The organism is Enterobacter mori LMG 25706 (assembly GCF_000211415.1).
Lineage (GTDB): Bacteria > Pseudomonadota > Gammaproteobacteria > Enterobacterales > Enterobacteriaceae > Enterobacter > Enterobacter mori.
On record NZ_GL890780.1, the window covers coordinates 1 to 13,251 of the forward strand.

A 13,251-nucleotide genomic window follows, 5' to 3' on the forward strand; every position below is an offset into this window, starting at 1 on the left:
CAACGCGGCTTTCGCTCACCGTTGCGAGGTCCCGTATATTACGTTTTCCTCATTCAGAGTCAAGCAATTATTTTTACTTTTCTCTGTTGGCGTTCATCTCTGAACCCCGCTAACCCGGCGGCTTGCAAGCCGTTGTTCCGTGTCAGTGGAGGCGCATTATAGGGAGTAATTCCGAAGCTGCAAGGATAAAGTGAAAATTATTTACTGACTGCTCACTTTCCAGGCAAAGCACCTCCCGAACCTCAATTTTCGCCTGGTTTTTAAACAAAAACGAGCCGCAAGCGGCTCGTTTTTGCGTTTTGTGATTTACTGCACTGCCACAATGCGATCGTCGTTGGCTTCGAGACGGATAACTTTGCCAGGAATCAGCTCCCCGGAAAGGATCTGCTGCGCCAGCGGGTTTTCGATCTGCTGCTGGATAGCTCGTTTCAATGGACGAGCCCCGTACACCGGGTCGTAACCATTCTCGCTCAGCAGCTTCAGCGCCTCGTCCGAGATGTGGATTTCATATCCACGCTCTTCCAGACGTTTATACAGACGCTGCAGCTGGATCTGCGCAATCGACGCGATGTGTTTCTCACCCAGAGGATGGAAGACCACGACTTCATCAATACGGTTGATGAACTCCGGACGGAAGCTATGGCTGACCACACCGAGTACCAGATCCTTCATATGGCCGTAATCCAGCTCACCGAAGCGTTCCTGAATCAAATCGGAACCCAGGTTCGACGTCATAATGACAACCGTATTACGGAAGTCGACCGTTCTCCCCTGCCCGTCGGTCAGTCGACCATCATCCAGCACCTGCAGCAGAATGTTGAACACATCCGGGTGTGCTTTTTCCACTTCATCCAGCAGGATGACGGAGTAAGGGCGGCGACGGACCGCTTCTGTCAGATAGCCCCCTTCTTCATAGCCGACATATCCCGGAGGCGCACCGACCAGACGCGAGACGGAGTGTTTCTCCATAAACTCGGACATGTCGATACGCACCATCGCGTCGTCGCTGTCGAACATAAAATTAGCCAGCGCTTTACACAGCTCGGTTTTACCGACACCGGTTGGCCCCAGGAACAGGAACGAACCGATTGGACGATTAGGATCGGAAAGCCCTGCACGGCTACGACGAATAGCGTTGGAAACAGCCTCAACCGCCTCGTTTTGCCCAATCACGCGATTGTGGAGATCCTGCTCCATGCGCAGCAGTTTCTCACGCTCGCCTTCCAGCATGCGTGCCACTGGAATACCGGTCCAGCGCGCCAGCACTTCAGCAATTTCTGCATCCGTCACTTTATTACGTAACAAGCGCATCGTTTTGCCTTCGGACTGCGTCGCAATCTCAAGCTGTTTCTCCAGCTCAGGGATTTTGCCGTACTGTAGTTCAGACATACGCGCCAGGTCACCGACGCGACGCGCCTGCTCAATGGCAATTTTTGCCTGTTCCAGCTCTGCTTTGATCGTCTGGGTGCCAGAAAGGGACGCTTTCTCCGCTTTCCACTCTTCTTCTAACTCAGAGTACTGACGTTCTTTATCGTCCAGCTCTTCGTTCAGCATATCCAGGCGTTTCTTACTGGCTTCATCAGACTCTTTCTTCAACGCCTGCTGTTCCAGCTTGAGCTGAATAATACGGCGGTCGAGACGGTCCAGCTCTTCCGGTTTCGAGTCAATCTGCATACGAATGCTTGATGCCGCTTCGTCGATCAGGTCAATCGCTTTGTCCGGCAACTGACGGTCAGCAATATAACGATGTGAAAGCGTCGCTGCGGCCACGATTGCCGGGTCCGTAATCTGCACATGGTGGCGCAGCTCATAGCGCTCTTTCAGGCCACGCAGGATCGCGATGGTATCTTCAACGCTTGGCTCAGCAACAAACACTTTCTGGAAACGACGTTCAAGAGCAGCATCTTTCTCAATGTACTGACGGTACTCATCCAGAGTAGTTGCACCAACGCAGTGAAGTTCACCACGCGCCAGCGCAGGTTTCAGCATGTTCCCGGCATCCATTGCGCCTTCTGCTTTACCTGCACCGACCATGGTGTGCAACTCGTCGATAAACAGAATGACGTTGCCTTCCTGTTTCGCCAGGTCGTTAAGCACGCCTTTAAGACGCTCTTCAAACTCGCCACGGTATTTCGCACCGGCCACCAGCGCGCCCATATCCAGCGCCAGCACGCGGCGGCCTTTCAGGCCCTCCGGCACTTCGCCGTTGACAATACGCTGCGCCAGCCCTTCAACAATGGCGGTTTTACCAACACCAGGTTCACCAATCAGCACCGGGTTGTTCTTGGTACGACGTTGCAGTACCTGGATAGTACGGCGAATTTCTTCGTCACGGCCGATCACCGGGTCAAGTTTGCCCTGTTCAGCACGCTCGGTCAGATCGACCGTAAATTTCTTCAAAGCCTGACGTTGGTCTTCGGCTCCCTGATCGTTCACGCTTTCACCTCCGCGCATTTTCTCAATCGCCTGAGTCACATTGGCGGTGGTTGCACCAGCAGATTTCAGCAGGTCGGTTAAGGTACCGCGTGATTCAAGCGCCGCCAGAACAAAAAGCTCTGACGATATAAAGTTGTCACCACGTTTTTGCGCCAGCTTGTCGCAAAGGTTCAGCACGCGCACCAGATCCTGAGACGGTTGAACGTCACCACCGGTACCTTCTACCTGCGGTAAACGGCTCAGCGCCTGATCGATAGCGGTGCGTAACTGGCCAGCATTAATGCCAGCGGACGTTAATAAAGGACGTACCGATCCCCCTTCCTGATTCAGCAAGGCGCTCATTAAATGAAGAGGTTCGATAAATTGGTTGTCGTGCCCCAGTGCGAGAGACTGGGCATCGGCGAGAGCAAGCTGGAATTTATTAGTAAGACGATCCAGACGCATAACTCCTCCCATTACAGGTCAAATTTGCTACTGGAGATTAAATGAGGTCATCCCTCAATTATTCAAGGTTAATGACCTGAATTATGTGAAAAGAAAACGGCACGTACCGGATCGTCTTGATTCTTTAGGTTATATCAGCCAAATGAAACTTGCCATACGACCCGTCGTCTTGTCGCGGCGATAAGAGAAAAAATCACCCTTTTCGGTGAAGGTACAGCGATCGCCGCCGAAGATCTGCGTTACGCCCACGTTATTCAGGCGCTGACGAGCGAGCGTGTAGATATCGGCCAGATATTTACCCCCTGAAGGCAGGAAGGCTTCCACTGCTTGCGGATCTTTTGCCATAAAGGCTTCGCGGACCTCTGGGCCCACTTCAAATGCGCGAGGACCAATGGCCGGGCCGAGCCAGGCGATGATATTGTCTGGCTCATCGTTAAAGCAGGCGACTGTTTCTTCCAGCACACCGTCACACAGACCACGCCAGCCCGCATGAGCTGCCGCGACTTCAGTGCCCGCACGGTTACAGAACAGAACCGGCAGGCAGTCAGCGGTCATCACGGCGCACACCGTTCCTGGCGTGTTGCTGTAGGAGGCATCGGCACGTTTAGACGCATAGGGTTCCCCCGACAGCATCAACACATCCTTGCCGTGAACCTGCTCAAGCCAGACAGGTTTAGACGGTAACTTGCCCGCAGCAAACAGACGTTTACGGTTTTCTTCAACGTGTTCCAGGTTGTCACCACAGTGCGCGCCGAGGTTCAACGACTCCCACGCCCCCTGGCTCACACCGCCGATTCGGGTCGAACTGCAGGCAGCCACGCCTTCCGGCAGCGGCCACTCCGGAACAATCAGTTTGGTCATAACCAGTCCACGTGATCCTTATGTTCTTCAAAGTCAGCGCGCATGGCGTCGATAAGTTCCACCATATCCTGTGGGATCGGCGCATGCCATTCCATCTGAATCCCCGTAATCGGGTGGTAAAGACGCAGCATGGTTGCGTGCAGTGCCTGACGGTCAAACTTACGCAGTACAGAAATGAACTCATCAGACGCGCCTTTTGGCGGACGTGGACGACCACCGTAGACCTGATCCCCCACCAGCGGATGGGTAATGTGCGCCATATGCACGCGGATCTGGTGAGTACGGCCGGTTTCCAAACGCAGACGCAGGCGCGTATGTATGCGGAAATGTTCCATGATGCGGTAGTGCGTCACCGCTGGTTTACCCATCGGGTGCACCGACATATGGGTACGTTTGGTCGGGTGGCGACTGATAGGCTCTTCAACCGTGCCGCCAGAGGTCATATGACCAATGGCTACTGCTTCATACTCACGGGTGATTTCGCGCAGCTGCAGGGATTCCACCAGACGAGTCTGAGCAGGAACAGTCTTTGCCACTACCATCAGACCCGTGGTGTCTTTATCCAGACGGTGCACAATACCGGCGCGCGGTACATCTACGATTGGCGGATAATAATGGAGAAGTGCGTTAAGTACCGTACCGTCAGGATTCCCCGCGCCCGGATGAACAACCAGGTCGCGCGGCTTGTTGATCACCAGAATGTCATCATCTTCATAGACGATGTCCAGTGGGATATCCTGCGGCTCGAAGCGGATTTCCTCTTCGATTTCAGCATTGATGGCGACAGCTTCCCCACCTAACACTTTCTCTTTTGGTTTGTCCCAGATCTTGCCGTTTACCATCACGCGCTGGTCAAGGATCCATTCTTTTATGCGTGAACGCGAATAATCAGGGAACAATTCGGCCAAAGCCTGATCTAAGCGTTGACCGAGCTGATTTTCGGAGACTGTTGCGGTGAGTTCTACTCGTTGTGCCATAAACTGCTTCTTCGTTTAACGTTGGGTTTTACGGCTTTGCCGTTTAATATAGTGTGCTATTGTAGCTGGTCTTAATCGGGAGCAGGAACAGAGTTTCTCCCGGACAAACATTTGAGGAAAGTCAAAACGTCATGACGCGCATGAAATATCTGGTGGCAGCGGCCACGTTGAGCCTGGCTTTGGTGGGCTGCTCCGGTTCAAATGAACAGGTCCCTGACAATCCGCCGAATGAAATCTATGCGACTGCACAACAAAAGTTGCAGGACGGTAACTGGAAACAGGCGATAACGCAACTGGAAGCGTTGGATAATCGCTATCCATTTGGTCCCTATTCACAGCAGGTACAGTTAGATCTTATCTACGCGTACTATAAAAATGCCGATCTTCCGCTGGCTCAGGCCACCATCGATCGCTTCATGCGTCTGAACCCAACTCATCCTAACATCGATTATGTCATGTATATGCGCGGACTGACCAACATGGCGTTGGATGATAGTGCGCTGCAGGGCTTCTTCGGCGTGGATCGTTCTGACCGTGACCCGCAGCACGCACGTGATGCCTTCAATGACTTCTCCAAGCTGGTGCGCGGCTACCCGAACAGTCAGTACATTACCGATGCCACCAAGCGTCTGGTGTTCCTGAAAGATCGTCTGGCGAAATATGAATACTCCGTGGCTGAGTACTACACCCGCCGTGGCGCTTGGGTTGCCGTGGTTAACCGTGTTGAAGGTATGCTGCGTGACTACCCGGACACTCAGGCAACGCGCGATGGCCTGAAGCTGATGGAAAATGCCTATCGTCAGATGCAGATGACTTCGCAGGCTGAAAAAGTCGCGAAAATCATCGCCGCGAACAGCAGCAACACCTGACAGAAGCGTTAATGCAAATCGGCAGCCTCAGGGCTGCCGATTTTTTATTCATTTCTGTCACCCGCTGAAGCGCTTTAGCCTCAACACATCCCATCAACTATGGCCCCAATTTTTGTCTTCGACAAGGTAAATCTCACCTCTTCCTGCCCTGACTCACAAAAAAGATTCCCTGACAAAAAGCGACAAAATAACGTGATCTAAATCACACATTTTGACATTAGGTCGGGTATGCTGGAATCACCAAGACGGAAAGACAAGAGGTAAAATTTATGACAATGAACATTACCAGTAAACAAATGGAAATTACTCCGGCAATTCGCCAGCACGTCGCAGACCGTCTCGCCAAACTGGATAAATGGCAAACACATTTGATTAACCCACATATCATTCTGTCCAAGGAACCGCAGGGTTTCATCGCTGACGCAACTATCAATACTCCAAACGGCCATCTGGTCGCCAGCGCAAAACACGAGGATATGTACACCGCTATTAACGATTTGATCAACAAGCTGGAACGGCAGCTCAATAAAGTGCAACACAAAGGTGAAGCCCGTCGCGCCACAACATCGGTGAAAGACGCCAGCTTCGCGGAAGAAGTTGAAGAAGAGTAATCCTTTAAATTGAGTGTACCGCCAACGCGCCTTCGGGCGCGTTTTTTATTGACAGGGTGAAAACAGTACGGGTACTTTAACGGTATCAATTTCAGGATGACTTTATGAAACTTACGCCGTTCTTCTTCGCATTCTTTTTTACCTTCCCCTGACTGGGAGGCGTTTCGTCGTGTGATAAAGAATGCGAAGACGAACAACAAGGCCTCCCACAGCGGGAGGCCTTTTTTATTGATAACGATAAAACGAGACAGGCAACACTATGACACCGGAAAACCCGTTACTGGATCTGCGCGTAAAAATCAGCGCGCTGGACGAGAAATTACTGGCGCTGTTAGCCGAACGCCGTGCCCTCGCCGTCGAGGTGGGTAAAGCCAAGCTGGACTCTCACCGCCCCGTGCGCGATATCGACCGCGAGCGCGATTTACTGGAACGGTTGATTCAGCTCGGCAAAGCGCATCATCTTGATGCCCACTACATCACCCGTCTGTTCCAGCTCATCATCGAAGATTCCGTTCTGACCCAGCAAGCATTGCTCCAGCAGCATCTGAACAAAACCAACCCGCACTCTGCACGCGTCGCGTTCCTCGGTCCAAAAGGCTCCTACTCCCACCTGGCTGCGCGCCAGTACGCAGCCCGCCATTTCGAAGAGTTCATTGAGAGCGGATGTGCGAAGTTTGCTGATATTTTCAATCAGGTAGAAACCGGCCAGGCAGATTACGCCGTGGTGCCTATTGAGAACACCAGTTCCGGCGCCATCAATGATGTCTACGATCTGCTCCAGCACACCAGCCTGTCGCTGGTTGGCGAGCTGACAATCCCAATCGACCACTGCGTGCTGGTCTCCGGCTCAACCGACCTGAGCAAGATCGAAACGGTTTACAGCCATCCTCAACCGTTCCAACAGTGCAGCCAGTTCCTGAACCGCTATCCGAACTGGAAAATTGAGTACACCGAAAGCACCTCGGCGGCGATGGAAAAAGTGGCGCAGGCTAACTCTCCAACCGTCGCCGCGCTCGGCAGCGAAGCGGGTGGCGCGCTGTATGGCCTGCAGGTGCTTGAACGCAATCTGGCAAACCAGACGCAAAACATCACCCGTTTCGTGGTGCTGGCGCGTAAAGCGATTGATGTCTCGGATCAGGTTCCGGCAAAAACGACCCTGCTTATGGCTACCGGCCAGCAGGCAGGCGCACTGGTTGAAGCACTGTTGGTACTGCGTAATCACAATCTGATCATGACAAAGCTGGAATCACGTCCGATCCACGGTAATCCGTGGGAAGAGATGTTCTACCTCGATATCCAGGCCAACCTGGAATCTGCATCCATGCAGAAAGCCCTGCGCGAACTTGGCGAAATCACGCGCTCCATGAAAGTGCTGGGCTGCTATCCGAGCGAGAACGTGGTCCCGGTTGACCCGGCTTAATGTTCAATAAATCGACTTTTCTTCATCCCTGCCACGCTGACGGGCAAGGTGAAGATGGCACCGGAGAGGGGGTATTTCGCCACCTCTTCCGCATCCATATTTTCCCGCGTGGTGGTAATAAACAGCGTTTTCATGTCATCACCGCCAAAACAGACCATCGTCGGGCAACGTACCGGCATGCGGTATTCTTCAAGTTGCTCCCCTTGCGGTGAAAAACGGGCAATACGCCAGCCGTCAAACAGCGCGCTCCAGTAGCAGCCTTCCTCATCCATAGCCGCACCGTCGGGTATGCCTTCCCCCTCGTTAAACCGGCGAAACGCCTCGCGCTTGCCGGGTTCGCCCTGCTCATCAAGCGGCGTACGGTAGATCACGCCGTTTGGCGTGTCTGAGGTAAACATCCACTGCTTGTCCGGACTAAACGCTAAGCCGTTATGCCCGTGAATATCACACTGGATCACTTTCGGCGTCAGGTCGTTATCGATACGCATCAGCATGGCACCGTTATAATCTCCCGGCCCCCAGAAGGTGCCTGCATAGAACCGTCCCAGATGGTCGGTACCCCCGTCGTTAAAACGAGCAAGCTGCGGGTTGGACGGGTTATCGCACACCTTGCGCCGGAGCAGACCGTGTTTATCGGTCAGCCAGATCCCCGTACGCATCGCCACAATAAACCCACCACGCTCGCGCAGCGCGAAACAGCCCACCTCTTCGTGAAAAGAGAGCACGGTGTGTTCTGCCGTGGGCAGATGATAACGATGGATCTCCCCTTCCAGAATATCCGCCCAGTAGAGTGCATTCTCTTCCGCACTCCACGTCGGGCACTCTGGCAAATGTCCGGTGTAATTCAACAGCAGCTGCGGTTCAGCCATGACAAGTCCCCAAAATGAAAAAAGCCAGCAACGCTGGCTTTCAGTATATACATCATCGCCTTACTGGCGACTGTCATTTGCCTGACGCAACAGCGTGCGGCTTTCACTCTGGAAACGCGTGGCGTAATCGCCGAACCAGTGCTCTACCTTACGGAAGCTGTCGATAAACGCCTGCTTGTCTCCGTGCTCCAGCAGCGTAATAGCTTCGCCAAAGCGCTGATAGTAGCGCTTGATCAGCGCCAGGTTGTTTTCGGAGGACATAATAATGTCCGCGTAAAGCTGTGGATCCTGAGCAAACAGGCGCCCGACCATCGCCAGTTCCAGACGATAGATAGGTGAAGAGAGCGCCAGCAGTTGTTCAAGCTGCACGTTCTCTTCCGCCAGATGCAGACCATAGGCAAAGGTTGCAAAGTGGCGCAGCGCCTGAATGAAGGCCATGTTCTGGTCGTGCTCAACTGCGCTACTGCGGTGCAGTCGCGCCCCCCACACCTGAATTTGTTCCAGGAACCACTGGTATGCTTCCGGCTGACGCCCATCACAGTAGACGACTACCTGCTTCGCCAGACTGCCACTGTCCGGACCAAACATCGGGTGCAGACCCAGTACCGGGCCCGTATGCGCAGCCAGCATCGCCTGCAGCGGACCATTTTTGACGGAAGCCAGATCCACCAGAATGCAATCATCCGGTAAAGAAGGAAGCTTCCCGATGATCTGCTCCGTCACGTGGATCGGGACGCTGACAATAACCATTCCGGCATCTTTCATGAGTTCCGGGGCATGCTCCCAGTCTTCTTTTTCCAGAATGCGTACCTGGTAGCCAGAAAGCGTCAGCATTTTTTCAAACAGACGGCCCATCTGACCGCCGCCGCCGACAATCACTACCGGGCGCAGCGAAGGACAAAGGGTTTTGAAGCCTTTGTCATTTTCACTGGAGTAAGATTCGCGCATCACGCGGCGCAGGACATCTTCAATTAAATCCGGAGAAACGCCCAGCGCCTGAGCCTCTTTACGGCGGGAGGCGAGCATAGAGGCTTCGCGTTCCGGGACGTAAATCGGCAGGCCGTATTTGCTTTTGACCTCACCGACTTCAGCAACCAGCGCCATGCGGCGCGCCAGCAGGTCCAGCAGCGCCTTATCCACTTCATCAATTTGATCGCGTAATGCGGTCAATTCAGCAACCATAACTACCCTCTTAAGCCAGACGCGTCGCCAGCTGGCCGTTCAAATCTTTGTGGATCTCACGCAGCAGCGCATCGGTGGTTTCCCAGCTGATGCAGGCATCCGTAACGGAGACGCCATGCTTCATTGCGCTACGCGGTTGTTCCGATGACTGATTGCCTTCATGAATGTTGCTCTCAATCATCAGGCCGATAATGGAACGGTTGCCATCTTTAATCTGTGCGATCACCGATTCCGCAACCGCAGGCTGGCGACGATAATCTTTATTCGAATTACCATGACTGCAATCTACCATCAGCGCCGGGCGCAGTCCTGCCTGTTCCATCTCTTTTTCACACTGCGCGACATCAGCCGGGCTGTAGTTTGGTGCTTTACCGCCGCGCAGGATCACATGGCCATCGGGGTTGCCCTGCGTTTGCAGCAGGCACACCTGGCCCGCCTGGTTGATACCGACAAAACGGTGCGGCATTGCGGCAGCGCGCATCGCGTTAATCGCCGTCGCCAGACTGCCATCGGTACCATTTTTAAAACCGACCGGCATCGACAGGCCAGACGCCATCTCGCGGTGGGTTTGTGATTCCGTGGTACGCGCACCAATCGCAGACCAGCTGAACAGATCGCCCAGGTACTGCGGGCTGTTCGGATCCAGCGCTTCGGTAGCCAGCGGCAGCCCCATGCTCACCAGTTCCACCAGCAGGCGACGCGCAATTTTCAGTCCTGCTTCCACATCAAACGAGCCATCCATGTGCGGATCATTAATCAACCCTTTCCAGCCCACGGTAGTACGTGGCTTCTCAAAATAGACGCGCATCACGAGATAGAGGCTATCGCTGACCTCCTCCGCTAATGCTTTAAATCGACGAGCGTACTCAATGGCGGTTTCAGGATCGTGAATGGAACAAGGACCGCAAACCACCAGCAGGCGCGGATCGCGGCCAGCGATGATGTCAGAAATGGTCTGGCGCGAGTGCTCGATTTGAGCTTCCTGCGCAATGCTCAGCGGAAATTCCGCTTTAAGCTGATCCGGGGTGATTAATACCTGTTCGTCAGTGATATGTACGTTATTCAGCGCGTCTTTTTGCATGATGGCGATCCTGTCAAGCTCGTTTGCGATAGTTGGTTTTCCTCGAAGAGGTGAAACCACCATACCATAAAAAGTAAACATTTCAATCCAAAATACGTAAACATTAGTTTACACCAGCCAATTTATTGCAAAAATAAGCCGATAAAAACGTAAACTTTAAATTACAGACGGATTTTCATTAGCCAGGCTATGCTGAAGAAAAAGGAGAATGGCTATGCGTTCAATTGCTCTCACGCTGTTGTCTCTGTTCTTATCAGGTTGCCAGATCAATCCTTACACCTTTCAGCCTGACTGGACCAGCCCGAGTTGGTTTGATGCAGGTAAAGAAGACGCCATGAATGGCCTGCCGGTTAAAGATAATCAAACCCTGGCCGATAGTTTTAACGACCCCCATGTCGATCGGAGTGAATATCTCCGGGGTTATACTGACGGTCAGAAGAAAGTGTGTGAAGAGGGTTTTATTCACGCATGGGGATTAGCAGGTAAATCTTTTCCTGCCAGTTGTGATACTGCCGAAAATGCAGCAAAGCTGCATGAGTCATGGCAAAAAGGGATGGATGAAAGTACGAGTACCAGCAGACTTAATTGAGTCTGGCTTTTAATGTCCAAATCTAAGCAATTGTAGGATTTAGCTTAAGTCTGGCCCTGCGATTTTTCTGACATAATGACGGCGTTGATAAACAATGGTATTCTGCCAACAACTCTTAAGGACAACTATTTCCAGAGCAGTGTGGCGGAATCTGGTGAGAAATTTATTGTTGATCTCTTTGTTCCGATTCACTCTGGTGATAATGCTGTTCTTTACGGCAGGTTCAGCGACGGCAGCTCCGTTCACAGATACCGATAAATCGGTACGTTCGATTGTTTCCGGTATTGTGAGCTATACCCGATGGCCTTCACTCTCAGGGCAGCCTAAGCTCTGTATTTATGCTTCATCTCACTATACGCAAGTACTCAGCAGTGAAGATGCGCAAAGCCAGTTACCTTATACTCCTGTCATTGTACGTAACGATCAGGAAGCACTCTCCGCGACGTGCGATGCTATTTATTTCGGGGCTGAATCGCCTGCAAAACAACTTGAATTAATTAGTCAATATCAGGGCCGAGCGTTGCTATTAATCTCAGAGCAAAATCCTGAATGTGTTATTGGCAGTGCATTTTGCCTGATAACAGAACAGAACCAGGTCAGATTTTCCGTCAATCTGGATGCATTGACGCGCAGTGGCGTGCGCGTCAATCCAGATGTATTAATGCTTGCACGGAATAAAAAGCATGAATAAGGATTTCGCCTCTACTCCGCGTCCGACGTTTAAAAGAACGTTGCGCCGGATCAGCATGATAAGCGTCATCATTACAATGACATTTATATGGTTATTGCTGTGCTTCGCTTCCGTGGTGACATTAAAGCAATACGCGCAAAAGAATCTCGAACTCACCGGCTCAACCATGAGTCACAGCCTTGAAGCCTCATTGGTTTTCAATGATTCACTCGCGGCCAATGAAACACTTGCTGCCCTTGGAAAACAGGGGCAATTTGCCGTGGCGGAAGTTCTCAATGCCCACCAAAAACGTTTCGCTTACTGGTCATGGGATCCGGAAGATAACACCGACACTCTGGGTGCGCTGGTCAGCCGCTGGCTGTTTCCTGTCCCTGTTGCACAACCGATCGTGCATAACGGCATGGCGATCGGCGAAATTCGCCTTACCGCACGAGACAGCCTCATCAGTCACTTTATCTGGCTGTCGTTTGCTGTCCTGACCGGCTGCATTCTGTTTGCTTCTGCCGTTGCGCTCACCATTACACGTTCCCTGCATCACGGCATGGTTACGGAGATGCAGAATATTACCGACGTCGTCCATGACGTGCGCGCCAACCGTAATTTCTCCCGTCGGGTGACGGAAGGCCGTATTGAAGAATTCCACCAGTTTGGCGAAGACTTCAACAGCCTGCTGGATGAGATGGAAGAGTGGCAGCTAAAGCTTCAGGCCAGGAATGCCCAGTTACTACGTACTGCCATGCACGACCCCTTAACCGGGCTGGCTAACCGCGCTGCGTTTCGTAATAGCATTGCGGCACTGATGAACGATTCATCGGCAAAGGCAAACTCGGCCCTGCTTTTCCTCGATGGGGATAACTTCAAGTTTATCAACGATACCTGGGGACATGCGGCAGGTGACGGCGTGCTGATAGAAGTCGCCAGCAGGATGGTTGAGTTTGGTGATAAACGTCATCAGTCATACCGCCTCGGCGGCGACGAGTTCGCTATGGTGCTGTACGGCGTCCATTCTGAGCGTGAAGTTCAACATATTTGTGCTGCGCTTTCGCAGCAGTTTATCCGTCCGTTTGATCTGCATAACGGGCTAACTGCATCATTGTCACTCAGCATTGGCTTCGCTCTGGCGTGGGAAAATGCCTCCGTGGAAGCATTACTGGAGCAAGCCGACCGCAATATGTACCTGGTCAAGAATCAGCGTACAAAAACAATAACTTAGAAAGGAAT

At 52.5% G+C, this 13,251-nt stretch carries 13 protein-coding genes and 1 other annotated feature; of the genes, 7 read left to right on the plus strand and 6 right to left on the minus strand.

Annotated features, from left to right (window positions below):
- Positions 1-306 precede the first annotated feature (306 nt).
- The 3 genes from clpB to rluD form a co-directional block, all read right to left on the minus strand.
- A complete protein-coding gene (gene clpB, locus ENTMO_RS0118195) occupies positions 307-2,880 on the minus strand; it encodes an ATP-dependent chaperone ClpB (protein ID WP_010434123.1) in 2,574 nt (857 codons plus the stop codon).
- Positions 2,881-3,009: 129 nt separating this feature from the next.
- Positions 3,010-3,741, minus strand: coding sequence for a purine nucleoside phosphorylase YfiH (gene yfiH, locus ENTMO_RS0118200; protein ID WP_010434125.1), 732 nt, complete (start codon positions 3,739-3,741; stop codon positions 3,010-3,012).
- Positions 3,738-4,718, minus strand: coding sequence for a 23S rRNA pseudouridine(1911/1915/1917) synthase RluD (gene rluD, locus ENTMO_RS0118205; RefSeq protein WP_010434127.1), 981 nt, complete (start codon positions 4,716-4,718; stop codon positions 3,738-3,740). The genes yfiH and rluD overlap by 4 nt, the downstream gene beginning before the upstream one ends.
- Before the next feature lie 131 nt (positions 4,719-4,849).
- Here rluD and bamD point away from each other — a divergent pair, with 131 nt between their 5' ends.
- From bamD to pheA, 4 genes are all read left to right on the plus strand, one after another.
- Positions 4,850-5,587 carry an outer membrane protein assembly factor BamD gene (gene bamD, locus ENTMO_RS0118210; protein WP_010434129.1) on the plus strand — a complete coding sequence of 246 codons (738 nt, stop codon included), beginning with the start codon at positions 4,850-4,852 and terminating at the stop codon, positions 5,585-5,587.
- 269 nt (positions 5,588-5,856) lie between these two features.
- Positions 5,857-6,198 carry a ribosome-associated translation inhibitor RaiA gene (gene raiA / locus ENTMO_RS0118215; protein ID WP_008502470.1) on the plus strand — a complete coding sequence of 114 codons (342 nt, stop codon included), beginning with the start codon at positions 5,857-5,859 and terminating at the stop codon, positions 6,196-6,198.
- A 103-nt stretch (positions 6,199-6,301) separates the two neighbouring features.
- Positions 6,302-6,427 (plus strand) — a sequence feature (Phe leader region).
- Positions 6,303-6,350: a pheA operon leader peptide PheL gene (gene pheL / locus ENTMO_RS26200; RefSeq protein WP_100249759.1), complete on the plus strand. Its 48-nt coding sequence runs from the start codon at positions 6,303-6,305 to the stop codon at positions 6,348-6,350. It overlaps the preceding feature by 48 nt.
- A gap of 30 nt (positions 6,428-6,457) precedes the next feature.
- Positions 6,458-7,618, plus strand: coding sequence for a bifunctional chorismate mutase/prephenate dehydratase (pheA, locus tag ENTMO_RS0118220; protein ID WP_010434130.1), 1,161 nt, complete (start codon positions 6,458-6,460; stop codon positions 7,616-7,618).
- Here the strand turns inward: pheA and ENTMO_RS0118225 are convergent.
- The 3 genes from ENTMO_RS0118225 to aroF are packed head-to-tail and all read right to left on the minus strand — an operon-like array spanning position 7,615 to position 10,750.
- Positions 7,615-8,487, minus strand: coding sequence for an SMP-30/gluconolactonase/LRE family protein (locus tag ENTMO_RS0118225; RefSeq protein ID WP_010434131.1), 873 nt, complete (start codon positions 8,485-8,487; stop codon positions 7,615-7,617). The two genes, pheA and ENTMO_RS0118225, sit on opposite strands and share 4 nt — an antisense overlap.
- A 60-nt stretch (positions 8,488-8,547) precedes the next feature.
- Positions 8,548-9,669, minus strand: coding sequence for a bifunctional chorismate mutase/prephenate dehydrogenase (gene tyrA, locus ENTMO_RS0118230; RefSeq protein WP_010434133.1), 1,122 nt, complete (start codon positions 9,667-9,669; stop codon positions 8,548-8,550).
- A 10-nt stretch (positions 9,670-9,679) separates the two neighbouring features.
- A complete protein-coding gene (gene aroF / locus ENTMO_RS0118235) occupies positions 9,680-10,750 on the minus strand; it encodes a 3-deoxy-7-phosphoheptulonate synthase AroF (protein ID WP_010434135.1) in 1,071 nt (356 codons plus the stop codon).
- A gap of 214 nt (positions 10,751-10,964) precedes the next feature.
- Between aroF and ENTMO_RS0118240 the strand changes: the two genes are divergently transcribed.
- The 3 genes from ENTMO_RS0118240 (at position 10,965) to dgcN (ending at position 13,243) form a co-directional block, all read left to right on the plus strand.
- A complete protein-coding gene (locus ENTMO_RS0118240; RefSeq protein WP_010434137.1) occupies positions 10,965-11,339 on the plus strand; it encodes a DUF2799 domain-containing protein in 375 nt (124 codons plus the stop codon).
- Between the two features lie 154 nt (positions 11,340-11,493).
- On the plus strand, positions 11,494-12,030 hold the full coding sequence (locus tag ENTMO_RS24760; protein ID WP_185870026.1) for a YfiR family protein: 537 nt from the start codon (positions 11,494-11,496) through the stop codon (positions 12,028-12,030).
- On the plus strand, positions 12,023-13,243 hold the full coding sequence (dgcN, locus tag ENTMO_RS0118245; RefSeq protein WP_010434138.1) for a diguanylate cyclase DgcN: 1,221 nt from the start codon (positions 12,023-12,025) through the stop codon (positions 13,241-13,243). The genes ENTMO_RS24760 and dgcN overlap by 8 nt, the downstream gene beginning before the upstream one ends.
- Positions 13,244-13,251 lie beyond the last annotated feature (8 nt).

What these genes read in the sequence shown, in the direction of transcription:
- ENTMO_RS0118240 (WP_010434137.1), top strand. Translation starts at nt 10,965, where the DNA reads ATGCGTTCAATTGCTCTCACGCTGTTGTCTCTGTTCTTATCAGGTTGC.
- dgcN (WP_010434138.1), top strand. Translation starts at nt 12,023, where the DNA reads ATGAATAAGGATTTCGCCTCTACTCCGCGTCCGACGTTTAAAAGAACG.
- bamD (WP_010434129.1), top strand. Translation starts at nt 4,850, where the DNA reads ATGACGCGCATGAAATATCTGGTGGCAGCGGCCACGTTGAGCCTGGCT.
- raiA (WP_008502470.1), top strand. Translation starts at nt 5,857, where the DNA reads ATGACAATGAACATTACCAGTAAACAAATGGAAATTACTCCGGCAATT.
- aroF (WP_010434135.1), bottom strand. Translation starts at nt 10,750, where the DNA reads ATGCAAAAAGACGCGCTGAATAACGTACATATCACTGACGAACAGGTA.
- tyrA (WP_010434133.1), bottom strand. Translation starts at nt 9,669, where the DNA reads ATGGTTGCTGAATTGACCGCATTACGCGATCAAATTGATGAAGTGGAT.
- ENTMO_RS0118225 (WP_010434131.1), bottom strand. Translation starts at nt 8,487, where the DNA reads ATGGCTGAACCGCAGCTGCTGTTGAATTACACCGGACATTTGCCAGAG.
- rluD (WP_010434127.1), bottom strand. Translation starts at nt 4,718, where the DNA reads ATGGCACAACGAGTAGAACTCACCGCAACAGTCTCCGAAAATCAGCTC.
- yfiH (WP_010434125.1), bottom strand. Translation starts at nt 3,741, where the DNA reads ATGACCAAACTGATTGTTCCGGAGTGGCCGCTGCCGGAAGGCGTGGCT.
- clpB (WP_010434123.1), bottom strand. Translation starts at nt 2,880, where the DNA reads ATGCGTCTGGATCGTCTTACTAATAAATTCCAGCTTGCTCTCGCCGAT.
- pheA (WP_010434130.1), top strand. Translation starts at nt 6,458, where the DNA reads ATGACACCGGAAAACCCGTTACTGGATCTGCGCGTAAAAATCAGCGCG.